Consider the following 25,814-nt stretch of genomic DNA (forward strand, 5'->3'; position numbering starts at 1 on the left):
TGCCTTGTTGTGGGGTTGGTGTGTGGGTTGGTGGTTGGCTGTTTGGTAGGGTTACGGCGGTTTTAGCGGTTGGGAAACACCCGGTTACATTCCGAACCCGGAAGTTAAGCCTTCCAGCGCCGATGGTACTGCACCCGTGGGGGTGTGGGAGAGTAGGACGCCGCCGGACAATTTTGTGGTGTGGGCCGCCCCTTTGGGGTGGCCCACACGCATTTCCGGGCTTTGTGTTTTGTGGGCTTGGACGCGTTTCCGGGCTGTGTGGTGTTGGGGGGGGGGGGTCGCGCCTCCCTTTTTTTGTTTGTGCCCGGGGGTTCCGCGGTTCCGGCTACATCCCGGGGCGGATGCATGGTAGCTCTCGGGGATGATGACGAAGGACGACCCGCTGATGAGGATGTGCTCCGACTCCGTTCACTAGGAAGGGCACATCACATGCAGAACGTCATCGGTCTGGCGGCACCCGCTGACCAACGTCAGGTCTCCGCAGGTCTGCTTTACGGTCTGCGCATTCTGGTCGTCGCTCAGGCGCTCGGGCTCGTGGTCGCGGCGTCGTACGCCGGTCAGGCCGTCAACGGCGGGGCGGAACTCGCTGAGACGCATGTCATGGTCGGCATGGTCGTTCACCTGATCGCACTGCTTCAGATCATCGCGGCGGTGCTGGTGTGGCGTCCGGGCCGTGGCGCCGGTTGGCCGGCTCTGGCCAGCCTGGTCCTGTTCCTGGTCGGCATGGGCCAGCACTTCAGCTGGGAGATGCTCGGCACGCACGTTCCGAGTGGACTCGTGCTGTTCGGTCTCACCGTGGCCGTGCTGGTCTGGGCGTGGTCTCCCCGCGCCGCCGTACGCCGCTCGTGACCGGGTGCTCCGCTCCCCGCGACGCGGAGCACCACGATGGTCACAGAGCGAGCACCTGGGCCGCCGCCGTGGTCAGGCTGCCCCGATATGCCTCACCGAACAGGCAGACATGGACGGCGAGCGGGTGGAGCTGGTGCAGTGGGACACGTTCGCGCCAGCCGTCCGAAAGGGGCGCCGTCTCGCGGTAGGCCCCGAGGATCGTGCTGAGGTGCGGTGCCCCGAACAGCGCCAGCATGGCCAGATCGGTCTCACGGTGGCCGCCATGGGCCGCCGGGTCGATCAGCACGACCTTCCCGTCGGTCCACAGTAGGTTGCCGTTCCACAGGTCGCCATGGATCCGGCTCGGCGGCTCGGCCGGGCCCGCCACCTCGGGGACGTACGCACACGCGTCCTCGATGAGTTCGACATCGGCGGCGGAGAGCCGGCCGTCGTCGCGCGCGAGCCGTACGAACGGCAGGACCCGGCGGGTGACGTAGAACGACGGCCAGTCGGGGAGGGCGGTGTTGTCCATCGGCAGGTGCGCGATGGTCCCGGACCAGGGCGCCCCGAAATCGGGGGCCCCGGTCGCGTGCAGGGCGGCGAGCTCACGTCCGAATCGTTCCGCGGCCGCGGCCGTCGCAGGCCCGGTCTCGATCCATTCGAGCACGAGCGTGTCATCGGCGACGTCGATCACCTCGGGTACGGCCACCAGGCCGGGCTCGGCGAGCCAGCGCAGGCCCGCCGCCTCGGAGCCGAAGCCGGTGAAGCCGGGGGAGCCGGCGGATCCGATCCCCTTCTTGACGAACGCTCTCCTGCCGTCGTCGAGCTCGGCTTGGTGAAGCGTCCAGGCGTGGCTTCCGCCCAGGTCTCTAATGATTTTCAAGGTGCTTGGCCAGTCCCTCCGCCGCCGCCTCGATCATGTGGAGCACCTCGACGAAACCCTCGGGGCCGCCGTAGTAGGGGTCAGGCACCTCGGCTCCCTCCGGTGCGGTGGGATCGAATGAACGCAGCAGCCGCACATCGGCGTCCGGGGGCGCGATGCGGCGGATGTCGCGCAGGTTCTCTCGGTCCATCACGAGGACCAGGTCGCGCTCAGCGAACCAGGCGCGATCGAACTGACGGACCCGGTGAGCCGAGCCGTCGTAGCCGTGCTCGGCGAGCGTCGCCAGCGCCCGCTCGTCCATCGGATTGCCGACATGCCAGTCGCCGGTGCCCGCGCTGTCGACCACGACGTCGAGCCCGTGCTCGGCGAACGTACGGCGCAGCACCACCTCGGCCATCGGAGAGCGGCAGATGTTACCCAGGCAGACGAGACACACGCGTTTCATGACTCCAATGCTCTCCTATACCGGTCATGGTCGCGACCGATGGGAGGTGTGTGCTCGGGCAGGATCGGCAGGTGACGGAGATCGACCTGGCTCATTCACCACCCGTTCACCTTTACCAGGGCTTTGCTTCACCTTTGCCGCCTAGCGTCCCTCTCGTTGACAGTGCAACTGAGAGGAACAACCGTGAAGTATGCAGGCCGGCTCGCCGCCACCGCCGCCATCGCCGGCGTGCTTTCGCTCGCCGCATGCGGCACCGATGACAACGTCACTTCCAGCACGTCGGGCACCTCGGCGGCGGCGGCCGAGGGGCCGGCGCCGAGCGGGCTGTCGGGCACCATCAACGCCGCCGGCTCGTCGGCTCAGGCGAACGCGATGGCGGAGTGGCGGAAGGCGTTCCAGTCGTCGAATCCCGAGGTGAGCATCAACTATCAGCCGAGCGGCTCCGGCGCCGGGGTGCAGGCGTTCATCCAGGGCACCGTGGCGTTCGCCGGCTCGGACTCGGCGCTGAACGAAGGGAAGGGGGAGCCGGCTCAGGCGGACGCACGCTGCGCGACCGGCAAGGCGATCAACCTTCCCATGGTGACGGGCCCGGTGGCGGTCGTCTACAACCTGCCGGGGGCGGACGGTCTGCAGCTGTCTCCGAAGACCCTCGCCGGCATCTTCGACAGCAAGATCACGAAGTGGGACGATCCGGCCATCAAGGCGGACAACCCCGACGCCCAGCTGCCCTCCACCGCCATCCAGGCCTTCCACCGGTCGGACGAGTCCGGCACGAGTGACAACTTCACCAAGTTCCTGAAGGCCACGTCGGACTGGCCGTACGAGGCGGCGAAGGCGTGGCCGGCGGAGGCCAAGGGCCAGGGCGCCAAGGGCTCGGACGGCATCGCCGCCGCGGTCAAGGGCACCGAGGGCGCGATCGGCTACGTCGAGCTGTCCTTCGCGGAGAACTCGCAGCTCCAGAAGGCCAAGGTCGCCAACGGCTCGGGTGAGTTCGTCGAGCTCACGCCGGAGAGCGCGGGCAAGACCGTCGAGGCCGCCGAGATCGTCGGCACCGGCAACGACCTCAAATTGAAGATCGACTACGCTACCGACGCACCGGGTGCCTACCCGATCGTCCTGGTGACGTACGAGATCACCTGCGAGAAGGGCCTGCCGGCCGCCGACGTGAGCCTGGTCAAGTCGTTCTTGGCCTACACCGCCAGCGACGCGGGCCAGCAGGCGCTCAGCGGTCTCGGCTACGCCCCGCTGCCGACCGGCCTCGTCGGCAAGGTCCGTACGGCCATCGACGCGATCTCCTGATCACGATGGCCACGACAATCCGCACCTGGCAGGGCGGCCACGGCGAGGAACCGGCAGGGGGGTCCGTGACCGGCGCCGAGAGCACGCCCGAGGTCGAGCCGCTGCAGTACGGATCCGCCGGCGCACCCGAAAGCGGGTCGGCGCTGCGGGAGCCGTCTGGGGAACTCGACAGGGGGGAGACGGGCGGCCCGGCCATGCGCCGGGCCGCCCGTCGGCGTGCCGTGGGCATCGGGGGCGCCCGCGGTGACGGGCCGTTCCGTTTCGCCGCCACGGCGGCGGGTGCCGTACTCCTGGCGATCATGGCGGCGATCGGGGCCTTCCTCGTCGTCAAGGCCGTCCCCGCGCTCCGCGCGAACACCACGAACTTCCTGACCGAGCTCACCTGGCAGCCGAACGCCACCGAGCCCGTGTTCGGCATCGGCGCGCTCGCGTTCGGCACCGTGCTCAGCTCGTTCCTGGCGCTCGTCATCGCCACCCCGGTGGCCGTCGGCGTGGCGCTGTTCATCTCCCATTACGCGCCCCGGCGGCTCGCGTCGGCACTCGGCTACGTGGTCGATCTCCTCGCGGCGGTGCCGAGCGTCGTCTACGGGCTGTGGGGCATCGCCTTCCTGGTCCCGTTCATGCTCGAGCCGTCGCGGTTCCTGAACCGCTACCTCGGATGGATCCCGCTGTTCGGGGGCGACCAGGTGGTCGGCCGGAGCATGCTCACCGCGGCGCTCGTGCTCGCCATCATGATCCTGCCGATCATCGCCGCGATCTCCCGCGAGGTGTTCCTCCAGGTGCCGAAGGCGCAGGAGGAGGCGGCGCTCGCGCTCGGGGCCACCCGCTGGGAGATGATCAGGATGTCGGTGCTGCCGTTCGGCCGTCCCGGCGTCATCAGCGCCGCGATGCTCGGCCTCGGCCGCGCCATGGGCGAGACCATCGCCGTCGCGCTGATCTTCCCCGCGACGTTCACCGTCACGTTCCAGGTGCTCGGCCCGAACGGGAACAGCATCGCCGCCAACATCGCCAACGGTTTCGGCGAGGCGACGGAGACCGGCCGGGGCGCGCTCATCGCCTCGGGGCTGGTCCTGTTCCTGATCACGCTGCTGGTGAACATGGGCGCGCGGCTCGTCATCGCGCGGCGCAAGGAGTACGCGAGGGCGGCGGCATGACCACACCGAGCACCGCGACCGTACGGACCGGAATCCGGCCCATCTCCGTCGGACGGCGGGTGAAGGACCGGGTCGTCCAGGTGCTGATCTGCCTGGCCTTCGTCCTGGCGCTCATCCCGCTGGCGTCCGTGCTCTGGATGGTCGTCAAGAACGGCATGCAGCGCTTCGACCTGGAGTTCCTCACCCATTCGATGCGCAACATCGGGGCCAGGGACGTGGGCGGCGGCGCCTACCACGCGATCATCGGGACGCTGCAACAGGTCCTGCTCGCCTCGCTCATCGCGGTCCCCATCGGTCTGCTCACCGCGATCTATCTGGTCGAGTACGGCAACGGCGGACGGTTGGCGAGAACCATCGGCTTCTTCGTGGACGTCATGACGGGCGTCCCTTCCGTCGTTTCCGGGCTCTTCGTCCTGGCCTTCTGGATCCTCGTCCTCGGCATGCCGTTCTCCGGCTTCGCCGGCGCGCTCGCGCTGTCGATCCTGATGATGCCGGTCGTGGTCAGGTCGGCCGAGGAGATGCTCCGGCTCGTGCCGCGCGAGCTGCGCGAGGCGTCGTACGCCCTGGGCGTGCCGAAATGGCGGACCGTCGTCAAGGTGGTGCTGCCCACGGCGTTCACCGGCATCGCGACCGGCGTCATGCTGGCCGTCGCCCGCGTGGCCGGGGAGACCGCGCCGCTGCTGCTCACCGTCTTCTTCACCGACTCCATCAACAACGACCCGTTCAACGGGCCGCAGATGGGTCTCCCGCTGTACGTCTTCGACCAGGCCGGCCGCCCGACCGACGCCGCGATCGACCGTGCGTGGTCGGGGGCGCTCACGTTGATCCTGATCGTCATGCTGCTCAACCTGGTCGCGCGCCTCATCGGGTGGTGGCGGTCGCCCGCGAGGAAGGGGTCCTAGGAACAATGGCCAAGCAGATCGAGGTGTCGGACCTCGATGCCTACTACGGGTCGCACAAGGCGATCGAGGGCATCACGATGACGATCGAGCCGCGGTCGGTCACGGCGTTCATCGGCCCGTCCGGCTGCGGCAAGTCGACGTTCCTGCGCACGCTGAACCGCATGCACGAGGTCATCCCCGGCGCCCGGGTGGAGGGCAAGGTCAGGCTCGAGGACCAGGACCTCTACGGACCGGACGTCGACCCGGTCTCGGTACGCAGGACCATCGGCATGGTGTTCCAGCGTCCCAACCCGTTCCCGACCATGTCGATCTTCGATAACGTCGCGGCCGGGCTGCGGCTGAACGGGCGGGTCTCCCGTTCGGAGCTCGACGGCGTCGTCGAGACGTCGCTCAAGGGCGCGAACCTGTGGAACGAGGTCAAGGACCGGCTCAACAAGCCGGGGGCGGGCCTGTCCGGCGGTCAGCAGCAGCGCCTGTGCATCGCGCGGGCCATCGCCGTACGACCGGAGGTCCTGCTGATGGACGAGCCGTGCTCGGCCCTCGACCCGATCTCCACGCTGGCGATCGAGGACCTGATCGCGCAGCTCAAGAAGGACTACACGATCGTCATCGTGACGCACAACATGCAGCAGGCCGCCCGGGTCAGCGACCGTACCGCGTTCTTCAACCTCGCCGCCCAGGGGCGGCCGGGCAAGCTCATCGAGATGGACGACACCTCGAAGATCTTCACGAACCCGGCCGAGAAGGCCACCGAGGACTACATCACCGGCCGCTTCGGCTAAGGGGCGCTCCGGCTGAGGCGTTTGAGCACCTCGCCGTGGAGCAGGCCGTTCGTGCAGACCAGGCTGACCTCCTGGAGCGATGAGGCGCTGTCGAGCGGCGAGGTGCCGTCGAGCGTGGTGCAGGTGCCGCCCGCCTCCTCGATGATGATCGTCAGTGCGGCCATGTCCCAGAGGGAGAGCTCGGGCTCGGCCGAGACGTCCACCGCGCCTTCGGCGACCATCACGTGCGACCAGAAATCCCCGTAGGCGCGGGTCCGCCAGACCTCCCTGGTGAGGTCGAGGAAGTCGTCGAGCCGGCCCTTCTTCTCCCATTCCTCCAGATCGGAGAAGGACAGGGAGGCGTCGTCGACGCGGCCGACCGACGACACCTGGCAGCGGGACGCCTTGGTGAGGTTCCGGCCGGTCCAGGAGCCTCCGCCCTTCGCCGCCCACCAGCGGCGGTGCAGCGCCGGCGCGGACACGACTCCCACGACGATCTCTCCCCGCTCCATCAGCGCGATGAGCGTCGCCCACACGGGGACGCCGCGCACGTAGTTCTTCGTGCCGTCGATGGGGTCGACGATCCACGAGCGTGTGCTGTCCCCGGTGCTGCCGTACTCCTCGCCCACGACCGCATCGCGCGGACGGGCGCGGCGCAGCGTGCCGCGGATGGCCTCCTCCACCGCCCGGTCGGCGTCGCTCACCGGCGTGAGGTCGGGCTTGGTGTCGACCTTCAGGTCCACGGCCTTGAACCGGCGCATCGTGATGTCATCGGCGGCGTCCGCCATCAGATGCGCGAGATGCAGATCGTCGCTGTATCCCATCACATGGACCAAGGTATCGTGCCGCCACCCGGGCGCAGCAGCGCCGGACGCGCGCCGACCCGTGCGTCATACCGTACTGATCGGTAATATCCGCTCATGGACCTCGCGGCTTTCATCCTCGACAGTGTGCCGTTCGCGCGAATGCTCGGCATCTCCCTCGACTCCGCCGGCTCCGGTACGGCCGTGGCCCGCATGCCCGACCGGGCCGACCTGCACAACCACGTCGGCGGGCCGCACGCGGGAGCGATGTTCACGCTCGCCGAGACGGCCTCCGGGGCGGCCATGCTGTCGGCGTTCGCCGACCAGCTCTCCAAGGCCGTGCCGTTGGCGAAGGGGGCGCGGGTCGACTACCGGAAGCTGGCCATGGGCGAGGTGACGGCGGCCGCCACCCTCCGGGCCGACTGCGCCGAGGTGGTCGCGCAGCTCGACGAGGGGAAGCGGCCCGAGTTCGACGTCGCGGTGGAGATCCTGGACACGGACGGCGTCGTGGTGGCCGAGATGACCGTCGTGTGGACATTGCGGCCGAATCGGCCGGTGACCCGGCCGTGACATGAACGACGGCCGGGCTCAGCCGCGTTCTCTGGCCTCGCGGGCCCATTCGATCGTGGCCTTGAGCCCGGTCGGCAGGTCGTGCCTGGGCCGCCAGCCGAGCCCTTCGAGGGCCGGGGCGGGGTCGACGGCCATGGCGGGCAGATCGCCCGGGCGCGGCGGCTCGAACCGCGGCTCGTCCGGGGCTCCGGCGGCTTCGGCGATCAGCGCGTGCAGCTCCCGGTCCGTGGTCTGCACACCGGTGCCGAGATTGAAGCGCCGCCCGTCGCCGCCGGTCCCGCAGGCGCGAATGAAACCGTCGACGACGTCCTCGACGAAGACGTAGTCCCGCGTCTGCGTGCCGTCGCCGTACACGACCGTGGACCTGCCGGACAGCAGCGCGTCGGTGAAGATCGCGACGACTCCGGCCTCACCCTCCGGCGACTGCCGCGGGCCGTACACGTTGGACAGCACGAGCGTCGTGTACTCCAGCCCGTGCAGCGCCCGGTAGGTGGCCAGATAGAGCTCGCCGCCGAGCTTGGAGGCGGCGTACGGCGAACGCGGATCGGTGGGGGCGCCGCCCGGCACCGGGATCACGGCCGGCTTGCCGTACACCGCGACCGACGAAGCGTAGACCACCTTGCGCGCGCCGCCGCGCCGGGCGGCCTCCAGCACGTTGACCGTGCCCTCGACGTTCATGCTGGCGTCGGCGCGTGGGTCGGCGACGCTCCTGCGTACGCTGATCTGGGCGGCCAGATGGCAGATCACCTCGGGCCGCCACGTCTGGGCCAGGTCTCCGAGCGCGGGGTCCCGTACGTCCATGACGTGCAGCGACGCGTGGGGGTTCCGGTTGTGCCCGGAGGACATGTCGTCCACCACCGCCACGTCGTGGCCGTCCGCCAGGAGCCGATCGACGAGGTTCGACCCGATGAACCCCGCCCCGCCCGTGACCAGTGCCCGCATGTCCCGCCCTCCCTCGAAGGTTCAGGTCGTGTCCGGCGACCCTCGCGGCGGCGAAGATCCGCAGGACACTCCCTAGACGGCAGATCTTAACCGGCGGGTAGGACATCCCGGCCCGCTGAGGGCCGGTCGGTTCAGTCGGCCAGCTCGGCGCGGAGCTGGGCGATGCGGGACAGGACCTTGGCCCTCAGGTCCTCGGGGACGGGGTCGCAGCCGCATTTCTTGGCCACGAGCTGTTTTATGGCCTGCTCCAGGCCGTACTCCTCCAGGCAGGGCCCGCACTCGTCGAGATGCTGCCGGATCTCGGCGCAGCGGCTGCTGTCCAACTCGCCGTCGAGGTAGCTGTACACACGGTCCAGTACGTCGCTACACGGCGTGTCGTGATGCCGCCCGCAGCTCATCGCTTCTCCTCCCCAAGCGACCCGTCGGAACCTCCGGCAGGGGAGTCCGCCCGCACGAGTCCGCGTTCGCGCGCGTAGTCATGGAGCAGGGTCCGCAGCTGCCGCCGTCCCCGGTGCAGGCGCGACATCACGGTCCCGATCGGAGTGCCCATGATGTCGGCGATCTCCTTGTACGGGAAGCCCTCGACGTCGGCCAGATAGACGGCGATGCGGAAATCCTCGGGAATCGCGGCCAGCGCGTCTTTCACATCGCTGTCGGGGAGGTGCTCCAGCGCCTCTATCTCGGCGGACTTGAGCCCCGTCGACATGTGCGACTCGGCCCGTGCGAGCTGCCAGTCCTCGATGTCCTCGGTGCCGGACTGCCTGGGCTCCCGCTGCTTCTTGCGATAACTGTTGATGAAGGTGTTGGTGAGGATGCGATACAGCCAGGCCTTGAGGTTCGTCCCCTGCTGGAACTGGTGGAAGGAGGCGAAGGCCTTGGCGAAGGTCTCCTGCAGGAGGTCTTCGGCATCCGCTGCGTTTCGGGTCATCCGGAGCGCTGCGGAGTAAAGCTGGTCGAGATACGGCATGACGTCGCGCTCGAACCGTTCACTACGCTGTTCCAGAGTCTCCTCGGCCGTCTTGGCGACCGGACCCACCCCCTTCAGGACGCCGTACCCAGCCGAGGATACCGGTCCGGGGCAAGGGGCCGGCCGTGAGACTTCTGGCAGCACCAACGTCTTCATGCCCAACTGCAACAGGGCAGGCGTAGAGTCTGTTCCCGGTGCAGTTTCAGGTGATGAACGCCCCCGGGTGGGGAAAGAAACCAAGTACCGGCTGGAGCCCGGTAACCGACGTCCAGGAGCCGCTCGTGCTGCCTATCCCGGCCACCGAACTCAACGGCTCGGGCACCCTCGGGCCTTATTGGACCTTCTATCACGCCGTGGTCGCCGAGCAGCTCAGACAGTGGCTTCCCACTCGCCCCTCCCTTCTGCTGGATCTGTCCGGCGGCCGCAGCCGGTGGCCGGCCCAGGCGGCGCGCGCCGGACACCGCGTGATCGAAGTGGTGGACTTCCGCCGTCCGGCGGAGCCTCGGCTCAGGGCGGCCTGCGATCGGATTCACAAGGTGCGCGCCGACGATCTGAGCTTCCTGCCCGACGGGAGCGTCGACGGGATAATCGCCGAGCAGCGCGTCCTGTCGGTCGAGATCATGGCCGAGTCGGTCATGGAGGACGTGGCGCGTGTGCTGAAGCCCGGCGGGCGTGCGCTGCTGTGCGTCGACTCGCTGGTGCTCGGCATGGCGATACTCGCCGAGCAGAACTACTGGGCGCATCTCCGCCAGACCGGCGAGGTCATGCTGGTCCCGTGGCCGGACGGCAGCATCACCCGCTGCTTCACCAGCGCCCAGATGCGCGAGCTGATCACCTCGGCCGGGCTGGAGACGGAGTGGATCCGGCCGCGCACCGTGCTGTCTCCCTCGATGGTCGATCACGTGTTGAGCACGGAGAGCCGCTCACTCGCCTGGCTGGTGCGTACGGAGCTGGAGTCCGAGGCCGACGGCGACGACACGGTCGGCATCCACCTCGTCGCCAGCGCACGCAAGCCGCTGTGACAGGCCGCTGTGACAGGCCCTTGTGACGAGCCGCTGTGCGACGCGGCGGTGATGACGCGGCTGTGAGCGGCGTTCAGCGGCGACGGCGCTCGACCCGCGACTGGCACTGCACGCACCGTGCGGCCTCGGGACGCGCCTCCAACCTGCCGTCGGGTACGGCGCCGCCGCAGTCGACGCACCGGCCGTAGCCGCCGTCCTCGAGCCGCTTGAGTGCGGCGAGCACCGCGGTGCGCTGCCGTGCGGCCACGTCGAGCATGGCCCGGGTCCGGTCGGAATCGGTGAGATGGGCGCCGCCGTCCGCCGCCGACCTGTCCCGCAGGTCGGCGCCGTCCCCCGTGAGCACCCTGATGGACCTGTCGAGCTCTTGGAGCATGCCTTCCAGGCGCATGCGCACGGTCGCGTCATCCACGAGTCCGCACCTCCGGGAGAGTGGGGGGGAAACCGCCTGGAGCCCCGGCCTCCTGACGGGTCGAGCCGGTCACCGCGGGTAAATCACTTTCCCCACAAATTCCCAGTTCAGCGCCCTTTTACACCCCTCTCCTGTCGGGATGGTCAGAAAAGCGCCTCCCTCTTCTCCGGATCTCCGTCGAGCGGTTCGAGCAGCTCCGGACCGTTGTTGCGTACGTTGTTCACGGCGGTGGAGACCGGGTACGCCCGCAGCCGGTCGGGGCCCGCCGCGACCAGCAGCCCGGAGGGGTCCTCGGTCCGCGGATCGAGCCATTCGGCCCAGCGGTCACGCTCGATCATCATCGGCATGCGGTCGTGGATGTGCCCCACCTCGTCCTCGGCGGTGGTGGTGATCACAGTGCAGGTGCACAGCCACTTGAGCGGGTCGTCGTCCGCCCGCTCCGGGTCCTTCCAGAACTCGTACAGCCCGGCCATCGCGAGGACGCCGCCGTCGGCCGGGTGGATGAAGTAGGGCTGCTTCTTCTTGCCCTCGACCGGCATCCATTCGTAGTAGCCGTCGGCCGGGAGCAGGCATCGCCGCGCGGCGAACGCCCGGCGGAACGCGGGCTTCTCCGCCACCGTCTCGACCCGGGCGTTGATGAGCCGCGACCCGATCGAGGGATCCTTCGCCCAGACCGGCACGAGTCCCCACCGCACGATCTGCAGCTGCCTGACCGGGCGGTCCGACAGGCTCTCGCCGTCGACCTTGGGGACCCGGCTCATCACCGCGTAGATCTGCTTGGTGGGCGCGACGTTGTAGTCGGGGGGAAGCTCCTGGTCGGGGACGCCGTCCAGTTCGACCTGGAACTCCTCCAGCAGTTCGTGCTTCTTGCGCGCAGACGCGTACCTACCGCACATGTCACAACTCTGCCATCCACAACGGGATCACGCGCGGCCCCTCCGGAGGCGGGCGGGTCGATAAGCTTGCGAACATGGTCTCCGCACTGTCCGCACCACGTGACGACGAACCTAACGACACCGGGTCGCTCTGGCCGGCTCCGACGGCCGCCGGTCCGATCGACGCGACCGTACGGCTGCCCGGTTCGAAATCGGTGACCAACCGCGCGCTGCTGCTCGCCGCGCTGGCCGAGGCCCCGGGTTCGGTACGGCTGGCGCTGCGCAGCCGTGACGCGGACCTGATGGCGGCCGCGCTGCGCGCGCTGGGCACGGAGATGACTCCGTCGAACGAGACCCCTTCCAGCGTGGACTGGTCGATCGTCCCCCACCCCATCAGGGGCGGCGCGTCGATCGACGTGGGTCTGGCCGGCACGGTCATGCGGTTCGTGCCGCCGGTCGCCGCGCTCGCCGACGGACCGGTGGCCTTCGACGGCGACCCGCACGCGCGCAAGCGGCCGATGGGCGCGATCCTGACGGCTCTGCGCGCACTCGGCGCGACCGTCGACGGCGACGCGCTGCCGTTCACGGTCCGCGGGCCGATCGCCGGCGGCGAGGTGGTGCTCGACGCGTCCGCCTCCTCCCAGATGGTGTCCGGCCTGCTCCTGGCCGCGGCCCGGTTCGAGAAGGGCGTGACGGTGCGGCACAGCGGCCCGCCGGTCCCGTCGATGCCGCACATCGCGATGACCGTGCACATGCTGCGCCAGGCCGGAGTGGAGGTGGACGACTCCGAGCCCGACGTGTGGCGGGTGCAGCCCGGACCGATCCGCGCCGGGCATGTCACGGTCGAGCCCGACCTGTCGAACGCGGCCCCGTTCCTGGCGGCGGCCCTCGTCACCGGCGGCACCGTGACCGTCCCCGACTGGCCGGCCGAGACCACCCAGGGCGGTGACCGGCTGCGCGACCTGCTCACCGAGATGGGCGCGAGCGTCACTCCGACGGCCGATGGCCTGCGGGTGACCGGCGCAGGCGGGGTGCGGGGCATCGACGTCGACCTGCGTGACGTCAGCGAGCTGACCCCGACGATCGCGGCGCTCGCCGCGCTGGCGGACGGGCCGTCCCGGATCAGCGGAGTGGCCCACATCCGCGGTCACGAGACCGACCGCATCGCCGCGCTCGCCACCGAGATCAACCGCCTGGGCGGCGACGCCCGCGAGACCGACGACGGGCTGGAGATCCGGCCGAGGCCGCTGTCCGGCGGGGTCTTCCACAGCTACGACGATCATCGGATGGCCACGGCCGGGGCCGTCATCGGCCTCGCCGTGCCGGGCGTCGAGGTGGAGAACATCGCCACCACGGCGAAGACGCTCCCCGAGTTCGCCCGCATGTGGGCCGCGATGCTGGACGGAGCCCCCTGATGGGACGTGGCACGAGCCGTACGGCCGCCGCGTCCGCGAGGAGGCGCGAGCGCTGAGCAGGCGGCGGCACTACGACGAGGACGACGTCAGGGTCAGGCCGGGTAAAGGGTCCCGCCCCCGGACGCGGATCCGCCCTGCCCACAAGGGAGCGGTCGAGGGTTTCGTCGTCGCGGTCGACCGCGGGCGGTACACCTGCCTGGTCGGCCACGACGGCGCGCCTTCCGCGGACGGAGACGGCCGCGCCGGCAGGCCCGGCGCCGAGCCGGTCCTCGTCGTCGCGATGAAGGCCCGTGAGCTGGGACGCAAGGGCATCGTCGTGGGAGACCGCGTGGCACTCGTCGGCGACGTGAGCGGACAGCCCGACACGCTCGCCCGGGTCGTGCGGGTGGAGGAGCGCCGCTCGGTGCTGCTGCGCAGCGCCGACGACACCGAGGACGGCGTGGAACGGCCGGTCGTGGCCAACGCCGACCAGCTCGTCATCGTCACCGCGCTCGCCGATCCGCCGCCGCGTCCCCGGATGATCGACCGGCTGCTGGTCGCGGCGTTCGACGCCGACATCGAGCCGCTGCTGTGCCTGACCAAGGCCGATCTCGCTCCGGCCGACGAGCTGGTGGCGCTCTACGAGCCGCTCGGCGTGCCGTACGTGGTGGTCGCGAAGGGCGGCCCGCTCGACGGGCTGCGCGAGCGGCTGATCGACCGGATCAGCGTGCTGGTGGGGCATTCCGGCGTCGGCAAGTCCACCCTGGTCAACGTGCTGGTGCCGCATGCCCGGCGGGCCGTCTCGCACGTCAACGCGGTCACCGGGCGGGGCAGGCACACCTCGACGTCGGCCGTCGCGCTGGAGCTCCCCGAGGGCGGCTGGATCATCGATACGCCCGGCGTGCGCAGTTTCGGGCTGGCTCACGTGTCGGTGGAGACCGTGCTGGCGTCCTTCCCCGATCTGATCGACGCCACGGTCGACTGCCCCAAGGGCTGCACCCATCTGGGCGACGACTGCGCACTCGACCGCCTCGTCGCGGAGGGCCACGCCGAGCCCACCCGGTTGGAGTCGCTCCGGCGTCTGCTGACCAGCCGCGAGGGCACCACCGACGACGACTGATGAAGCAGGCGCGCAGCGCGGATCTTGAGGATGCTCCAGCCCAGGATCAGAACAAGCTGAGGGGACGCCTGCTTGTTCGGCGCTCGGCGTTTCATGGCGTACGTGGGATCGGCGGGACGGCCGGCTCGGGGGTCTCGACATCCTGAGGCCGGGCGCAACCGTGCAACCACGACAGACTCGGGCAATTCAACGGGGTGTGATGGCTTGATTACGGTTTGGCCGCGATGCTTCGACATCCCTGAGGTCTGGTGTCCCGTTCTGTAGCCTGATCTGGCGAACGAATGTGGAGGCGGCACATGCTTGGGAAGACCATCGTCAGGCTGATCGTGGCGCTGACGCTGCTCGCGCCGGTCCTGGCTCTGGCCGGTCCGGTCACCGGGACCACCCAGGGAATCTCCTGGATCTAGGGGTTGTCCGACGCATCGTCTTCGACATACCCCAACCCGCGCCCGTGGCCCCTGTGGCTGATCATCTGTGAGCAGATCGCGGGGTCGCGGGCTCCTCTCTAAGCCGAGGTGGCCGCATTGCGGGAACTTCCGTGGCCTGCCAGGGTCTACTTCGTCGCGCTCATCGGGGTCGCCGGTCTCCTGGTCGCGCACAGCATAAGCACGCCCGGCCTCGTCGCCGGCCTCGACTGGGCCACGCTCCTCGTGCTGGCCCTGCTCTTCCTGCTCTGCGAGTCCGTGCCGACCCTGCTCAACGTGCCCCACGTGGCGGTGTCGGTGAGCTACTCCGCCGCGCTGGCCGCCGTCGTGCTGGTCGGCCCCGAGGGTGCGGCCCTGGTCGGTCTGATGGCCCTGGTCAACGTACGTCCCGGGCTTTCGCTGGTGAAACGGCTGTTCAACGGCGCGCAGTACGCCATCTGCGGCTACGCCGCCGGTTGGGCCTTCGAGTGGGCGGGGGGCGTGCCCGGCCTGCCCAGGACGGCGGACTTCCCCGGCATCCTCGTGCCGTTCGGCGCGGCGACCGGGGCATTCGTGCCGATCAACTTCCTGCTCACCGCGGGCATCCTGCAACTCGCCTCCGAGGTCGGCAGGAACCAGGTGCCGCTGCGCGCGACCGTCCAGTTCCTCGGGTCGTACGTCGGGTACGCCGTGTTCGGCCTGCTGATCGCCGCCCTGTGGGCCACGGTGCAGTCGATCTCGACCGTGCTCGTGCTGCTCCCGCTGTTCGTCGCCCGCTGGGCGCTCGGGCACTACCACGCGGAGCAGCGGTCGTACGACGCGACCATCGCGGCGCTGTGCCAGGCCGTGGAGACCAAGGACTACTACACCCGGGGGCACTGCACCCGCGTTTCGGCCGCGTCCTCCATGATCGCCGAGGAGCTCGGCATGGGCACCGAGCGGCTGCAGGCGATCCGGTACGCCGGGATGCTCCACGACGTGGGCAAGCTGGGCGTGCCGACCAAGGTGTTGCAGAAGGAGGGCAAGCTCACCGAGGAGGAGTTCGCCGCGATCCAGCTCCATCCGATGCGGGGGCTGGAGATCGTGCGGGGCATCGACTTCCTCGACGAGGCGTTCGCCGGGATCATGCATCACCACGAGAAGTTCGACGGGAAGGGCTACCCGATGGGCCTGGCCGGTGCCGAGATCCCGGAGTTCGCCCGGATCATCGCGGTCGCCGACGCGTTCGACTCGATGACGTCCGACCGGTCCTACCGCAAGGCCAAGTCGATCGAGGAGGCGACGACCGAGCTGCGCAAGAACGCCGGGACCCAGTTCGACCCCGTCATGGTGGACACCTTCGTCAGGGCGCTGGAACGGGACGGCTGGCGGCACGCGCAGACCATGCCGGAGCCGCCCGACGGCGTGGCCGTCGAGACCACCGTCAAGGATCACGACGATCCCACCACTCCCATCCAGGTGGCGTCGGAGCGATGAGACAGCGGCGGATGGTGGCGGCGAGGTCGCCGTACGGTCTGGAGTCGGGGCACCTCCTGCTCATCTTCGCGGCCGTGCTGCTGACCGTCGCGGGAATCGCGCATACAGCGGCGGTCGGCCTGGTCGACTCCCAGGTGGCGATCGGCTTCGGGGCGCTCATCGCGGCCGGGGAGCTGGCCCGGCTGACGATGCCGGGCAACCGGGAGGTGGCCCCGGTGTCAACGGCGGCCTCTCTCGGCTACGCCCTGCTGCTCGACGTCGGCGGCCGCCCGGCCGACCACCCGGCCCTGCAGGTCGTCGCGGTGATGGCGGTGGGAATGATCGCGGGTGGACTGCCGCATCTGGCGGTCGGCCGCCCGCCCAGGCTCGACGCGATGGCCCGGCGGCTGCTCGCCGGGTCGCTGCTGGCCTTCGCCTACCGGCCGATGACCGGCCTCCTCCGGGAGATCGCGTTCCGCGACAACTGGTGGCCGGCGCTGGGCGTGATGGCCGTACTCGGCACGGTCATGCTCGCCGCCGACGTGATGATCGCGGCGATGCTGCGGGCCGAGCAGGTGCGGACCGCCTTCGGCGTCGCCGTACGGGACGAGATCAGGATGGCGGCGCCGCTCGGCGCGGCCGTGGCCGCCTCCGGCATGCTGCTCGCGCTCGCCTCGCACAGCATGGACCTGACCGCGCTGCCGGCCTTCGCCGCGCCCCTGCTGGTCACCCAGGTCGCCTTCCGCAAGTACGCGGGGATCCGGGCGACCTACCTCCAGACCGTGCGCGCGCTCAGCCGGGTCACCGAGGTCGGCGGATATGTCGAGCCAGGGCATTCGCGCCGGGTGAGCAGGCTCTCCCTGGCCATCGGACGCGAGCTCGGCCTGTCCGAGCCGCAGCTGCTGGAGCTGGAGTACGCCGCGCTCATGCACGACATCGGGCAGCTCTCACTGCGTGATCCGATCCCGGGCGGGGCGACGGTGCTGGCCGATCCCGCGCAGGCCGGGCGGATCGCCGAGCTCGGCGCCGAGGTGATCAGGAAGACCGGCGTCCTCCACGGCGTGGCGGAGATCGTGCGGCGGCAGTGCGATCCCGTCGCCGACTCGCCCCCGCTGGCGAGCCGGATCATCAGGGCGGCCAACGCCTACGACGATCTGGTGGGCGGCTCGGCCGACCGGGACCGGGCCGGCGCCGCGCTCGAACGGCTCCGCCTGGGCGTCGGCAGCGAGTACGACCCCGCCGTAGTGGAGGCGATGGCGCGGGCGATCGACCATCTCGACCCAAGGGGTGTCTGACCGGCCGTGTCCCGTTGCGCGCCGGACACCGTCCGCCGGACACCCCGGGCCGACACGGTTGTAGCAACGGTTGTAGCAGATGTCTTACTGGAAGCCGCTGCACGCCGCGCCGAGGGCATGGTTGTTGTGGCGACCCTACAGTTTCGCCCTGCCGGTTCAGTCGGAATCGGGCGGGGGAACGGAGCGCTAGATCACCATAGGGTTGACTGCGTGTTCGACTCAGTTCTCGTCGCCAATCGCGGCGAAATCGCCCGGAGGATCATCCGTACGGTCAAAGACATGGGGCTGCGCGCGGTCGCGGTCCACTCGGAGGCGGATGCCGACCTGCCGTTCGTGAGCGAGGCCGACGACGCCGTGCTCCTCGGCCCGGCCGCCCCGGCCCAGAGCTATCTCGACGCGGGTAAGGTCATCGCCGCCGCTCGAGCCACGGGAGCGCGGGCCGTTCACCCCGGCTACGGTTTCCTCGCCGAGAACGCGGCGTTCGCCCGTGCGGTCACCGAAGCGGGCCTCACCTGGATCGGTCCGGACCCCGACGCGATAGAGCGGATGGGCGACAAGATCAATGCCCGGAACCTGATGGAGAGCGCCGGTGTGCCGGTCGCGGCCGGCACGCGTGAGCCGGTGGCCGACCAGGCGGAGGCCCTCGAGGCGGCGGCCCGGATCGGTTACCCGGTCATGGTGAAGGCGGCCGGTGGCGGCGGCGGCATCGGCATGGGCGTCGCACGTGACGACGCCTCCCTGGTCAAGGCCTTCGAGCAGGCGGCCCGCGCCGCGGCCAGATTCGGAGGGAACTCGGCGATCCTGCTCGAGCGCTACATCGAGCGGGCCCGGCACGTCGAGGTGCAGATCCTGGGTCTGGCCGACGGCACGGTGGTGGCCCTGGGGGAGCGCGACTGCTCGGTCCAGCGGCGGCACCAGAAGGTCGTCGAGGAGAGCCCGTCGCCCGGCATCACCCCCGAGTTGCGTGAGCGGATGCTGGCCGCGGCCGTACGAGCGGGGGAGGCGGTCGGCTATCGCGGCGCCGGCACGGTTGAGTGCCTCGTGGACGCCGACGCGCAGGACTTCGTGTTCCTGGAGATGAACACCCGCCTCCAGGTGGAGCACCCGGTGACCGAGTTGGTCACCGGACTCGACCTGGTCGAGCTGCAGATCCGGATCGCGGCCGGTGAGGTGTTCCCGGTCGAGGTGGGCCCCCCGAGCGGGCACGCCATCGAATTCCGGGTGTACGCCGAGGATCCCAAGCGGTTCTTCCCCGGACCTGGGAAGATCGACACATGGGAGGAGCCGGTCGGTGAAGGCATTCGCCTCGATTCCGGATATGTCGCGGGCAATATGGTCACGCCGTTCTATGATCCGCTGATGGCCAAGCTCTGCGTTCACGGCGCCACGAGGGAGGAGGCCCTGGCCCGCGGCCGTACCGCCGTTTCGGCCTTCAGGCTGGCGGGGCCGAAGCACAACCTGCCGTTCTGCGCCGAGCTACTGGACCACCCCGAGTTCGTGAGCGGGGATTATGACACCGGGCTGGTCGCCCGGATGAGGCAAGTTTGATCCGCTGGATCGCTGATTGAGGGGAGTTCCGGGTGGCCGAGGTGCGCGCCGAGATGGTGGCGAACGTCTGGAAGATCGTCGTGAGCGAGGGCGACACGGTCGAGGACGGCGACACACTCGTCATCCTCGAGTCGATGAAGATGGAGATCCCGGTCATCGCCGAGGACTCCGGCGTCGTGGCGCAGCTCAAGGTGGCCGAGGGCGACGTCGTCCAGGAGGGCGACCTGATCGCCGTCATCGAGTAGGACGGGTGTCCCAGGCCGACGTCACACGCGGGTTGTCACAGGTGGCCCACAGGTGGAATCACAGGTAGGCGTCATAGGCGGGTGTCAGAGGCGCGTGTCACGGTCAGATGTCACAGCCGCGTGTCACGGTCAGGTGTCACAGGCGGGTGTCGGAGGTGCGTGTCACAGGCGGGCGAGGAACCGCTCGCGGTCGACGATGACCCGCTCGACCCGCCCGGTGGCGACCAGCGTCCCGTTCTTGTCGACGGCCTTGACCGAGAAGATCAGACGCCTGCCGTCCACCTCGACCAGCTCCGCGCTGACCTCGACGTGCATGCCGACCGGACTGGGCGCGCGATGATCGAGCGCGATTTTCGTGCCCACGGTGGTCTGCCCCGGCTCCAGGTAGGGCTGCACGGCCTTGACCATGGCGCCCTCGGCGAACGACAGCAGCCGCGGGGTGCCGAGGACCGGGACGTCGCCGCTGCCGACCCTGATGGCGGTGTCCTCACGCTCGACCATGATGAGGACTTCGGCGTGCAGACCAGGGACAACTCTCATGTACGTCAGCCTATTAGGACGCGAGACAGCGCAGCGCCGCTGACGCGAATCGGCGGTGGACGGCCGGGGTGATATCGTGAATTTCCACTTTGATCACCATGGTCGGCCGGCGACTGAAGGCGATCGTACGGCCCGCCGGGCCGTGAGAACGATGCTGTTCTTCCGCTTCTGTCCGCGCTGCCGCCACCGTGATCGTCCAGGTGACCCCGAGAAGCTGACCGGACCGTTATTCGAAGCACGGCGATACGGGCGGATAACCGCTAGGCTCGGGGTCTGACCCTGGAGTGGGAGCCCAGTCAAATTCAGGCTTCTGCGACCCTGTCGTTATCTTCTCGCGACGCGAAGCTGCTTTGTTGGACACTTCGGGGGCAGAGTGAATTAGGGGGTACGGGGCGCAGATGGTGGCCCAAGGCACGACCCTGGCTGGGCGCTACCGGCTGGATGCCCGGCTGGGCGCCGGGGGCATGGGCGAGGTGTGGCGAGGAGAGGACACCGTACTCGCACGCACGGTCGCCGTGAAGGTGCTGCTCCCCGGCCGACTCAACGACCCCGGCTTCGCCGTACGCTTCCAGGGCGAGGCCAGGGCGATGGCGACCATCAACCACCCGGGCGTGGTCGACGTGTACGACTACGGCGTCGCCGACGTACCCGGCGACGGCCCGACGGCCTACCTGGTGATGCGGTTCGTCGACGGCGAGCCCCTCGACCGGCTGCTGACGCGGCTCGTCCGGATCGGCGCCGAGCCCGCGATGGAGCTGATCGCGCAGGCCGCCTCGGCGCTTCAGGCGGTCCACGACAGCGGCATCGTGCATCGCGACATCAAGCCGGGCAACCTTCTGGTCCGTTCCGACGGCACGCTCGTGCTCACCGACTTCGGCATCGCACGCGCCGACTCGGGCAGTCGTCTCACCGACGCGGGCATGGTCCTGGGCACCGCCGCCTACTGCGCTCCCGAGCAGGCGGAGGGCGCCCCGGTCACCCCCGCCGTGGACATCTACGCGCTGGGCGTCGTCGCCTACGAGTGCCTCGCCGGTCAGCGGCCGTTCGACGGCGACACTCCGGTGACGATCGCGCTCAAGCACATCCGTGAGCTTCCGCCGCCTCTGCCGCCCGACGTGCCGCCCGCTGTGCGCGCCGTCGTGGAGCGCGCGATGTCGAAAGACCCGGCGCGCCGGTGGCCGTCCGCCGCCGCGATGAGCCAGGCGGCCCGCCAGTCGGTCCACCGCACCGGAGCCGCGCCCGATCACGGCTATGGACAGCCCGGCGCGCCGGCGCCGTACGGACAGTCCGGTGCGGCGGCGCCGTACGGGCAGCCCGGCGCGGCCGCGCCCGAGCAGCAGGTGGACGCCGCGATGATCGAGGCGGCGTTCCAGGAGACGGACTACCTGGAGGAGGGGCAGACCTACCGGGTCACCAGGGAGACCTGGCATGACGGCACCGCTCCGCCGCACCTGGTCCCCCCGGCCCTGACCACGCAGGCGGCATCCCCGGTGGGGCGCCAGGAGGGGCCGCCCCCCGGGTCGCGCTCGTCTCGCCGTGCGCAGCTCAAGAGGGGACGCAGGACGCGCACCGGGCCCATCGTCGCGGGGATGGCCGGGTGCGTCGTCGTGGTCGGCCTGGTCGCGGCGGGGGTGAACCTCGCCTCGGCCCGTTCCGGTGAGGAGACGCCGATCCTGCCATCCGTCACCGCCGAGGTTCCGTCGCCGAAGCCGACCACTCCCAGCCCGCGCCCGCCCAAGAGCCCCTCGCCGAGCCCGACGCGCGCGGTTCCGGCTCAGCCGAACCGGCCGCCGAGTCCGTCACCGAGCCCGTCGCCCAGCCCTTCGCCGAGTCCCTCGCCCAGCCCTTCGCCGAGCCCGTCACCCAGTCCCTCGCCCAGCCCGACGGACAAGCTCGTCAAGGTGCCGGAGCTGACGGGGCTGGCCGAGAACGTGGCCAAGGTCAGGCTCACCAAGGTCGGGCTCCAGCCCGTCGTCCGCTACAAGGGCGAGGGAGCCTGCAAGGACCCGGTGAGCAGCCAGTCGCCGGAGGCGGGCAAGTTCAAGCCCGAGGGGTCCAACGTCGTCATCGCGGTCCACAAGAAGGCCTGTCCGTCCCCCTCGCCCCACCCGTCGCCGAGCCCGTCACCCAGCCCCAGCCCCTGAGATCCCCCCACCCCTCCCGCGTGATCTTGTAGTTACTCGCAGGGATGGTCTCTGACGTGCTCGTACCCTTGTCGTGATCTTGCAGGAACTCGCACACGACCCGGTCTGCCTGCGACGATGCCGTTCGCGATCTTGCAGTTCCAGGTGCAAGATCGCGGACGATGAAACCGCAGGTCAATGGCCTTGGCTGCGAGTTTCTACAAGATCACAAGAGGTGAATGACCAGGCCAGGCGGCATGCCTGCGAGAAATCGCAAGATCACGCCTATGGAGGTGGGGGGTCAGACGCCGGTCGTGTTCCTGGGGTAGGCGATCTGCGGGTCGGTGGCGATGTTCACCAGGTACGGCACGCCGGAGTCGAACGCCCGCCGCAGCGCCGGGCCGATCTCGTCGGGTGAGGTCACCAGCTCACCGCCACCGCCGAGGGCCGTCACGACCTGGTCGTACCGGCACTGCGGCTGCAGCTCGGCCGCCACGTCGTAGCCGTACAGCAGCTGCATGGGATGCTTCTCCAGCCCCCACATGCCGTTGTTGCCGCAGATCATGACGACCGGCAGGCGGTGCCGTACCAGCGTGTCCACGTCCATCAGCGAGAACCCGGCGGCGCCGTCGCCGAGCAGCAGCACGACCTGCGAGGACGGCCGGGCGAGCCGGGCGGCGATCGAGTAGCCGAGGCCGGTGCCGAGACAGCCGTACGGCCCCGGGTCGAGCCAGTTGCCGGGTTTGCGAGGCTCGACGTACTTGCCGGCGTAGGACACGAAGTCGCCACCGTCGCCGATCACCACGGCGTCGTCGTCCAGCAGCCGGTTCAACTCGCCGTAGATCCGCATCGGGTGGATCGGGTCGGCGTCCGACTCCAGCAGCGGCGCGTCGGACGCGATCGAGGCCGCCGCCTCCTCGGCCAGCCGATCCTTCCACGGCTCGTACGCCTTCGGGTTCACCCCGGCGGTACGGCAGGCGGCGGCGAGCCCCCACAGGATGAGGGAGAGATCGCCCGCCGCCGACCCGGCCAGACCGATGTGCGTGGCCAGCTGCGACGGCGCGTCCACGATGTGGACGACCCGGGCGAGCGGCGCGCCGTCCTTGCCGCCGAACCAGCCGTAGTTCAGCCGGAAGTCGAGCGGGGTGCCGACCACGATGACCAGGTCGGCCTGCTTGAACGCGTGCCCCCGGGCCCGGGTGACCAGCAGGTCGTGGCCGGAGGGCAGGATGCCCCGGCCCTGGCCGTTGGGGATGACCGGCAGACGCCACTCCTCGGCGAAGTCCCGGGCCGCCTCCTCGGCGCGATCCATCCACACGTCCGAGCCGAACACCAGCACCGGCCGTTCGGCCTCGGCGATCAGCCGGGCGATCTCGGCGAGCGCGTCGGGGTCGGGCTCGAGCGGCGACGGAGTCAGTGTCTGGGAGTCGTAGTCGGCCGCGGGCGAGAACAGGTCGTCCATGTAGACGTCCAGGAACACCGGGCCGCGGTGCGGGGCCAGTGCCGTACGGAACGCCATCTCGACGTCCTGCCCGATGGAGTCGGCGCCCGAGCCGGTGAAGGCGAGCTTGGTGATCGGCTCGAACAGCGGAGGGTGATCCATCTCCTGCAGCGCGCCCGAGCCCCACCGGGAGCGCGGCGCCCTGCCGCCGAGCACGACGAGCGGTGAGCCGTTGTAGTGGGCCGTGGCGACCCCGGAGACGCCGTTGGTGACGCCGGGACCGGCGGTGAGCACCGCCAGACCGGGACGGCGGGTCAGACGGGCGGTCGCCTCGGCGGCGAAGACCGCGCTCTGCTCGTGGCGTACGTCCAGGATGCGCATGTCCCGGTGGACGGCGCCGTCGTAGATCGGGAACACGTGCCCGCCCGACAGCGTGAACATCGTGTCGACGCCGTACGCCTGGGAGACGGCGACGGCGATGTCGCCTGCGTGCGTTGGGGACTCCATGCGGGAAACCTACCAGTCGGTCACTTAGCCGGGGGAGAAGACTTGTCGGTCTCGCCAACCTGCCCGCAATCGCGGGTGGTCAACCCGCCATGGCCTCGCGAATCGGCTGGTGCCGGGGCAGCCGGCGGTCCACCTGCCCCGGCGTGGGCGACCTCAGGGCACCCAGTGGTTGCCGGTCACCGTGATCATGACCTGTAGTTGGATGCTGGCCGAGTAGTAGCTGCCGGTGTCGATCGGCGTCGCGCGCATCTTGTTCCACAGCGCGTCGAGCCATGCCTGGCTGCCGGAGTCGGTCATGGCCGCGACCGCGAACGGGGCGAAGAACGCCGCCTCGCTTCCGCCCGAGATCGCCGTGCCGTCCAGCCGATATCCGATGGCGATCTTGTTGGGATCTCCGCCGGTCTTGGACTTGACCCAGCTGTTCAGTTTGCGCGCCGCGGCCAGGGATGCCGCGTCGCCGCTGGTCACCGCGTCATCGCCGATCCGCCAGGGGGTGCGGCAGGCGTTCCACCAGTACTGGCCGTCCCTGGCGTCCTCCAGCACCTCGCCGGGCGCCGGCCTGGGGGTGGTGCCGGTGTCGACCACGAAGTCGGGCAGCAGTCCGGTGTTGGGGGAGTAATCCGCCTGAAGCGTGCCGATCAGGCGCTGGTGCGCCGATCTGATGGTGTCCCAGGCGCTGTCGCCGGTCGCCCTCCTGAAGGCGCGGAAGTGGTCGACCATCCAGTCGGAGGTCCGGGAGATGTAGTAGTACTCGTCGCCCGGGCTGGACCAGTCGCCCAGCTTGAGCAGGTTCGTCGCCGAGTTGATCTCGTCTTTCTTGATCGCGTTGATGTGCCTGATGGCGAGCTGCCGATAGTCGTAGACGCCGGAGCTGCCCCACTGCCGGTCCGCGAGCAGGAGGCCGTAGGCCACGTCCAGGTCGCCGTCGGTGGCGCCGTCACCGCCGTTGACGCTACGGCAGGAGGCGTCCTGCTCGGCGGCGAGCAGGTCGGGGTTGATCGAGGACGGGTGATCGATCATCCACTTCACCAGGCCATCGAAGATCTTCTTGGCGTCGGGGTCCGCGCCCGCCATGGTCGCGACGATCACCATGCCGTATCCCTGGGCCTCGGCCACGTACGGATGATCCGCGTCGGGCGAGATCACCTGATACCAGCCGTTCCCGCAGTTCTGCCGGAGGAAGGCCGACTTCCATCGCCGGTAGTAGTCGATCACCTGGTCGTCCAGGGCCGACTGGCCGCCCGAGGGGCGCAACATGCCGGAGGCGTAGGGGATGCGGTGGCTGCCGAACGGCACGGCGACCCCACCGCCACCGCCTCCTCCGGTGCCGTACACCTCGAACTCCCAGAGCGAGTAGCCGTACGGGGTGCCCCGGCGCGTGCCGTACATCCGCACGTATCGGCCGCTCGCCGAGACCGTCAGATCGTCGATGCCGCCGTCGCCTGACGTGGTGGAGTGGACGTCGGTCCAGGACGATCCGTCCGCCGAGATCTGGATTTTGTACGACTTCGCGTAGGCGACCTCCCAGTTCAGCCGCACCCGGCTGACGGTGTGCGTGGAACCCAGGTCGATGCGGATCCACTCGGGGTCGTGCCCCTCCGCGCTGGCCCACCGTGTGGACGTGCTGCCGTCCACCGCTCTGCCGGCCTCGAACCCGCCTGCCTCGATCGACGAGGATGTCGCGGGCTTGCCCACCGACACCAGCGGGTCGGCCGTCGCGGGCCGCGCGTTCGCCGCGGCCGACGGCACGATCAGCGGCGTCAGCAACGCGAGCACGGTCAAGAAGATCTGTGCAGGTCTGCTTCGCTTCATAAGCGGCTCCCGTCTTCCCGGATCTCCAGCGATAGGGAATAGTTAAGAAAGCTTCCTAACCTAGCCGCAG

General features: G+C 69.7%; 25 protein-coding genes and 1 rRNA gene. 15 read left to right on the forward strand and 11 right to left on the reverse strand.

The genetic code is table 11. The features are described 5' to 3' along the window. Positions 1-52 precede the first annotated feature (52 nt). A 5S ribosomal RNA gene (gene rrf / locus AP234_RS10100) occupies positions 53-169 on the forward strand. Positions 170-429: 260 nt separating this feature from the next. Beyond that, positions 430-849, forward strand: coding sequence for a hypothetical protein (locus AP234_RS10105; RefSeq protein WP_055479354.1), 420 nt, complete (start codon positions 430-432; stop codon positions 847-849). 40 nt (positions 850-889) lie between these two features. On the opposite strand, the gene AP234_RS10110 is transcribed toward AP234_RS10105, so the two are convergent. Next, positions 890-1,711: a fructosamine kinase family protein gene (locus AP234_RS10110; RefSeq protein WP_055479355.1), complete on the reverse strand. Its 822-nt coding sequence runs from the start codon at positions 1,709-1,711 to the stop codon at positions 890-892. Continuing rightward, complete coding sequence (locus AP234_RS10115; RefSeq protein ID WP_055479356.1) at positions 1,698-2,156, reverse strand: low molecular weight protein-tyrosine-phosphatase; 459 nt, start codon at positions 2,154-2,156, stop codon at positions 1,698-1,700. The genes AP234_RS10110 and AP234_RS10115 overlap by 14 nt, the downstream gene beginning before the upstream one ends. Positions 2,157-2,339: 183 nt before the next feature. On the opposite strand from AP234_RS10115, the gene pstS reads away from it, so the two are divergent. From pstS to pstB, 4 genes are all read left to right on the forward strand, one after another. Further along, complete coding sequence (gene pstS / locus AP234_RS10120; RefSeq protein WP_055479357.1) at positions 2,340-3,455, forward strand: phosphate ABC transporter substrate-binding protein PstS; 1,116 nt, start codon at positions 2,340-2,342, stop codon at positions 3,453-3,455. A 194-nt stretch (positions 3,456-3,649) separates the two neighbouring features. Beyond that, positions 3,650-4,609 (forward strand): phosphate ABC transporter permease subunit PstC, encoded by a 960-nt coding sequence (gene pstC / locus AP234_RS10125; RefSeq protein ID WP_055479675.1) that lies wholly within the window; start codon positions 3,650-3,652, stop codon positions 4,607-4,609. Further along, positions 4,606-5,511, forward strand: coding sequence for a phosphate ABC transporter permease PstA (gene pstA / locus AP234_RS10130; protein ID WP_055479358.1), 906 nt, complete (start codon positions 4,606-4,608; stop codon positions 5,509-5,511). The genes pstC and pstA overlap by 4 nt, the downstream gene beginning before the upstream one ends. Positions 5,512-5,516: 5 nt before the next feature. Continuing rightward, positions 5,517-6,293 (forward strand): phosphate ABC transporter ATP-binding protein PstB, encoded by a 777-nt coding sequence (gene pstB / locus AP234_RS10135; RefSeq protein ID WP_055479359.1) that lies wholly within the window; start codon positions 5,517-5,519, stop codon positions 6,291-6,293. On the opposite strand, the gene hisN is transcribed toward pstB, so the two are convergent. After that, complete coding sequence (gene hisN, locus AP234_RS10140; protein WP_152990345.1) at positions 6,290-7,099, reverse strand: histidinol-phosphatase; 810 nt, start codon at positions 7,097-7,099, stop codon at positions 6,290-6,292. The genes pstB and hisN overlap by 4 nt on opposite strands. 93 nt (positions 7,100-7,192) lie before the next feature. On the opposite strand from hisN, the gene AP234_RS10145 reads away from it, so the two are divergent. Further along, positions 7,193-7,645, forward strand: coding sequence for a DUF4442 domain-containing protein (locus AP234_RS10145; RefSeq protein ID WP_055479361.1), 453 nt, complete (start codon positions 7,193-7,195; stop codon positions 7,643-7,645). An 18-nt stretch (positions 7,646-7,663) separates the two neighbouring features. Here the strand turns inward: AP234_RS10145 and AP234_RS10150 are convergent, their stop codons facing one another. The 3 genes from AP234_RS10150 to AP234_RS10160 all read right to left on the reverse strand — a co-directional run bounded on the left by AP234_RS10150 (position 7,664) and on the right by AP234_RS10160 (position 9,623). Continuing rightward, entirely contained in the window at positions 7,664-8,587 is a 924-nt protein-coding gene (locus AP234_RS10150; protein WP_055479362.1) for an NAD-dependent epimerase/dehydratase family protein, read from the reverse strand. A gap of 131 nt (positions 8,588-8,718) precedes the next feature. Then, positions 8,719-8,985 (reverse strand): mycothiol system anti-sigma-R factor, encoded by a 267-nt coding sequence (gene rsrA / locus AP234_RS10155; RefSeq protein ID WP_055479363.1) that lies wholly within the window; start codon positions 8,983-8,985, stop codon positions 8,719-8,721. Continuing rightward, complete coding sequence (locus AP234_RS10160) at positions 8,982-9,623, reverse strand: sigma-70 family RNA polymerase sigma factor (protein WP_055479364.1); 642 nt, start codon at positions 9,621-9,623, stop codon at positions 8,982-8,984. Before AP234_RS10160 ends, rsrA begins: the two co-directional genes overlap by 4 nt. A 212-nt stretch (positions 9,624-9,835) precedes the next feature. Here AP234_RS10160 and AP234_RS10165 point away from each other — a divergent pair, with 212 nt between their 5' ends. Continuing rightward, positions 9,836-10,576 carry a methyltransferase domain-containing protein gene (locus AP234_RS10165; RefSeq protein WP_055479365.1) on the forward strand — a complete coding sequence of 247 codons (741 nt, stop codon included), beginning with the start codon at positions 9,836-9,838 and terminating at the stop codon, positions 10,574-10,576. A gap of 73 nt (positions 10,577-10,649) precedes the next feature. Here the strand turns inward: AP234_RS10165 and AP234_RS10170 are convergent, their stop codons facing one another. Next, complete coding sequence (locus AP234_RS10170) at positions 10,650-10,985, reverse strand: TraR/DksA family transcriptional regulator (RefSeq protein WP_055479366.1); 336 nt, start codon at positions 10,983-10,985, stop codon at positions 10,650-10,652. Positions 10,986-11,128: 143 nt separating this feature from the next. Further along, on the reverse strand, positions 11,129-11,881 hold the full coding sequence (locus AP234_RS10175) for an SOS response-associated peptidase (protein ID WP_055479367.1): 753 nt from the start codon (positions 11,879-11,881) through the stop codon (positions 11,129-11,131). Between the two features lie 74 nt (positions 11,882-11,955). On the opposite strand from AP234_RS10175, the gene aroA reads away from it, so the two are divergent. The 6 genes from aroA (at position 11,956) to AP234_RS10205 (ending at position 19,321) form a co-directional block, all read left to right on the forward strand. Next, entirely contained in the window at positions 11,956-13,275 is a 1,320-nt protein-coding gene (gene aroA, locus AP234_RS10180; RefSeq protein WP_055479368.1) for a 3-phosphoshikimate 1-carboxyvinyltransferase, read from the forward strand. A gap of 52 nt (positions 13,276-13,327) precedes the next feature. Further along, the gene (gene rsgA / locus AP234_RS10185; protein WP_055479369.1) at positions 13,328-14,374 is read left to right on the forward strand and encodes a ribosome small subunit-dependent GTPase A; all 1,047 of its coding nucleotides are present in this window, start codon (positions 13,328-13,330) and stop codon (positions 14,372-14,374) included. A 515-nt stretch (positions 14,375-14,889) separates the two neighbouring features. Further along, positions 14,890-16,254: an HD-GYP domain-containing protein gene (locus AP234_RS10190; protein ID WP_431998386.1), complete on the forward strand. Its 1,365-nt coding sequence runs from the start codon at positions 14,890-14,892 to the stop codon at positions 16,252-16,254. Further along, positions 16,251-17,528, forward strand: a complete 1,278-nt coding sequence (locus tag AP234_RS10195; RefSeq protein ID WP_152990346.1) for an HD domain-containing phosphohydrolase — start codon at positions 16,251-16,253, stop codon at positions 17,526-17,528. Before AP234_RS10190 ends, AP234_RS10195 begins: the two co-directional genes overlap by 4 nt. Before the next feature lie 210 nt (positions 17,529-17,738). Next, positions 17,739-19,076, forward strand: a complete 1,338-nt coding sequence (locus AP234_RS10200; protein WP_055479372.1) for a biotin carboxylase N-terminal domain-containing protein — start codon at positions 17,739-17,741, stop codon at positions 19,074-19,076. A gap of 32 nt (positions 19,077-19,108) precedes the next feature. After that, on the forward strand, positions 19,109-19,321 hold the full coding sequence (locus AP234_RS10205) for a biotin/lipoyl-binding carrier protein (RefSeq protein ID WP_055479373.1): 213 nt from the start codon (positions 19,109-19,111) through the stop codon (positions 19,319-19,321). A gap of 162 nt (positions 19,322-19,483) precedes the next feature. Here AP234_RS10205 and AP234_RS10210 read toward each other — a convergent pair whose 3' ends face one another. After that, on the reverse strand, positions 19,484-19,861 hold the full coding sequence (locus AP234_RS10210; RefSeq protein WP_055479374.1) for a thioesterase, FlK family: 378 nt from the start codon (positions 19,859-19,861) through the stop codon (positions 19,484-19,486). Between the two features lie 398 nt (positions 19,862-20,259). Here AP234_RS10210 and AP234_RS36060 point away from each other — a divergent pair, with 398 nt between their 5' ends. Next, positions 20,260-22,005, forward strand: coding sequence for a serine/threonine-protein kinase (locus tag AP234_RS36060; protein WP_055479375.1), 1,746 nt, complete (start codon positions 20,260-20,262; stop codon positions 22,003-22,005). 280 nt (positions 22,006-22,285) lie between these two features. On the opposite strand, the gene AP234_RS10220 is transcribed toward AP234_RS36060, so the two are convergent. Both AP234_RS10220 and AP234_RS10225 read right to left on the reverse strand, forming a co-directional pair. Further along, positions 22,286-23,932 (reverse strand): acetolactate synthase, encoded by a 1,647-nt coding sequence (locus AP234_RS10220; RefSeq protein WP_055479376.1) that lies wholly within the window; start codon positions 23,930-23,932, stop codon positions 22,286-22,288. Positions 23,933-24,085: 153 nt separating this feature from the next. Continuing rightward, positions 24,086-25,744: a glycosyl hydrolase family 8 gene (locus AP234_RS10225; RefSeq protein WP_083501968.1), complete on the reverse strand. Its 1,659-nt coding sequence runs from the start codon at positions 25,742-25,744 to the stop codon at positions 24,086-24,088. Between the last annotated feature and the right edge of the window lie 70 nt (positions 25,745-25,814).

Origin of the sequence: Sphaerimonospora mesophila, from assembly GCF_001417795.1 — a bacterium.
Lineage (GTDB): Bacteria > Actinomycetota > Actinomycetes > Streptosporangiales > Streptosporangiaceae > Sphaerimonospora > Sphaerimonospora mesophila.

Coding starts and splice junctions, on each gene's coding strand:
- AP234_RS36060 (WP_055479375.1), top strand. CDS start 20,260: ATGGTGGCCCAAGGCACGACCCTGGCTGGGCGCTACCGGCTGGATGCC.
- pstA (WP_055479358.1), top strand. CDS start 4,606: ATGACCACACCGAGCACCGCGACCGTACGGACCGGAATCCGGCCCATC.
- aroA (WP_055479368.1), top strand. CDS start 11,956: ATGGTCTCCGCACTGTCCGCACCACGTGACGACGAACCTAACGACACC.
- AP234_RS10145 (WP_055479361.1), top strand. CDS start 7,193: ATGGACCTCGCGGCTTTCATCCTCGACAGTGTGCCGTTCGCGCGAATG.
- AP234_RS10115 (WP_055479356.1), bottom strand. CDS start 2,156: ATGAAACGCGTGTGTCTCGTCTGCCTGGGTAACATCTGCCGCTCTCCG.
- rsrA (WP_055479363.1), bottom strand. CDS start 8,985: ATGAGCTGCGGGCGGCATCACGACACGCCGTGTAGCGACGTACTGGAC.
- AP234_RS10210 (WP_055479374.1), bottom strand. CDS start 19,861: ATGAGAGTTGTCCCTGGTCTGCACGCCGAAGTCCTCATCATGGTCGAG.
- AP234_RS10195 (WP_152990346.1), top strand. CDS start 16,251: ATGAGACAGCGGCGGATGGTGGCGGCGAGGTCGCCGTACGGTCTGGAG.
- AP234_RS10150 (WP_055479362.1), bottom strand. CDS start 8,587: ATGCGGGCACTGGTCACGGGCGGGGCGGGGTTCATCGGGTCGAACCTC.
- AP234_RS10225 (WP_083501968.1), bottom strand. CDS start 25,744: ATGAAGCGAAGCAGACCTGCACAGATCTTCTTGACCGTGCTCGCGTTG.
- AP234_RS10105 (WP_055479354.1), top strand. CDS start 430: ATGCAGAACGTCATCGGTCTGGCGGCACCCGCTGACCAACGTCAGGTC.
- pstC (WP_055479675.1), top strand. CDS start 3,650: ATGCGCCGGGCCGCCCGTCGGCGTGCCGTGGGCATCGGGGGCGCCCGC.
- pstB (WP_055479359.1), top strand. CDS start 5,517: ATGGCCAAGCAGATCGAGGTGTCGGACCTCGATGCCTACTACGGGTCG.
- AP234_RS10175 (WP_055479367.1), bottom strand. CDS start 11,881: ATGTGCGGTAGGTACGCGTCTGCGCGCAAGAAGCACGAACTGCTGGAG.
- AP234_RS10220 (WP_055479376.1), bottom strand. CDS start 23,932: ATGGAGTCCCCAACGCACGCAGGCGACATCGCCGTCGCCGTCTCCCAG.